Annotated in this window: 1 protein-coding gene; it reads left to right on the top strand. The window is 45.2% G+C overall.

Features of this window, described 5'->3' with window-relative positions; all coding sequences use genetic code 11:
• On the top strand, positions 1-892 hold an 892-nt coding region (locus tag A2517_RS09430), incomplete at its 5' end, for a DUF3943 domain-containing protein (RefSeq protein ID WP_294896398.1).
• Between the last annotated feature and the right edge of the window lie 368 nt (positions 893-1,260).

Raw genomic sequence — 1,260 nt, 5'->3', positions numbered from 1 at the left:
GCAATACACAAAAGATTGCACAATGCTGTGCACTTACCCGCACAATCAAATCTCTTATCAACGAATAAAGAAGGTAGAGAACCCCAGTGTACATGGAATGCATGTCTGGGCTGTTCTTTTCCTCTCCTTTACCATACCTCTTTTCGGTGATAACACCATCTCAAGCAGTGTGCCAAAAGATTATACCCCTACGTTTATCAACGTCAATGAAGAACTTCCCACCCGCTATAAATCCGTCGTCGAAGATTCTCTCTATTTGCAGTTAATTATGCTCTCATCGATCGGAGCACTGGCGATGATGCCTGAAGATATTACCAACTGGAATGCGGCGAAACTCGAAGAAAAGTCGCTCTCTCAGCGATGGAAGGAACATGTCACCACAACACCTGTCTGGGATAATGACAACTGGGCTATAAACTACATCGGTCATCCTATTTCGGGTGCTTGGTATTATACGATGGGACGAAACGACGGGTTATCGATCGGAGAATCGGCCGCTTTATCGGCCTTAATGTCCACTTTTGTCTGGGAATACGGGTACGAGGCTTTCGCTGAGGTTCCCTCGATTCAAGATCTCATCGTTACCCCTTTGTTCGGTTCTATTTTGGGGGAGGGGATGTATATCCTTGAGGGGAAACTGGATCAAAAAGGGGGCGAGGTTTTTGGCTCCAGAGCTTTGGGAAACGTAAGCTATTTCTTTCTTGACCCGTTGGGACGCATTACCGATGGGATGAAAAATGCCCTCTTGTTTTTCAGAATTGATCTGGACGTAACGATGAGTATCCAAACGTATCCTCAGTTTCGAGCAATACCCCATCATCTTACGGGTGAGCCGACCGATTCGATCCTCTATAGTGACCGTGAAATCGGCTTCATTATCACCTTTCGGTAGAGTTTGCACATTACCCTTTCATTTACGCAGCTTAGGGTATAATTGCGTCATGACTTCGGTTATCCTTTTTTCTTGTGGGGGCGACATGGCTTCGACTGGATCAAGAAGGTTTAGGTTGCATTGCCGGACTGAGCAACTCCGTTATACGGCTCACACTTGCTTAAACGCAAACAACACTAATTACCGTCCTGCTTACGCTGTAGCGTAAGTTTAATTTAATTTAGGACTGCGCTACCTTCCTATGCTATAACTGGAAGGGCTTGGCGTATAACCCCTGTGATAGCTATATTCTTGGAGTGTCTCGGACTTGAATGAATTTAGAGAATTGGATGATGTAGCTTTGCACGTTGTGTGATAGTCATCTGAAA

This window comes from Sulfuricurvum sp. RIFOXYD12_FULL_44_77 (assembly GCF_001830725.1).
In the GTDB taxonomy this organism is placed as follows: Bacteria; Campylobacterota; Campylobacteria; order Campylobacterales; family Sulfurimonadaceae; genus Sulfuricurvum; species Sulfuricurvum kujiense_A.
The sequence above is the reverse complement of the archived record's forward strand: the minus strand, read 5'-3'. Positions and strand labels throughout refer to the sequence as shown.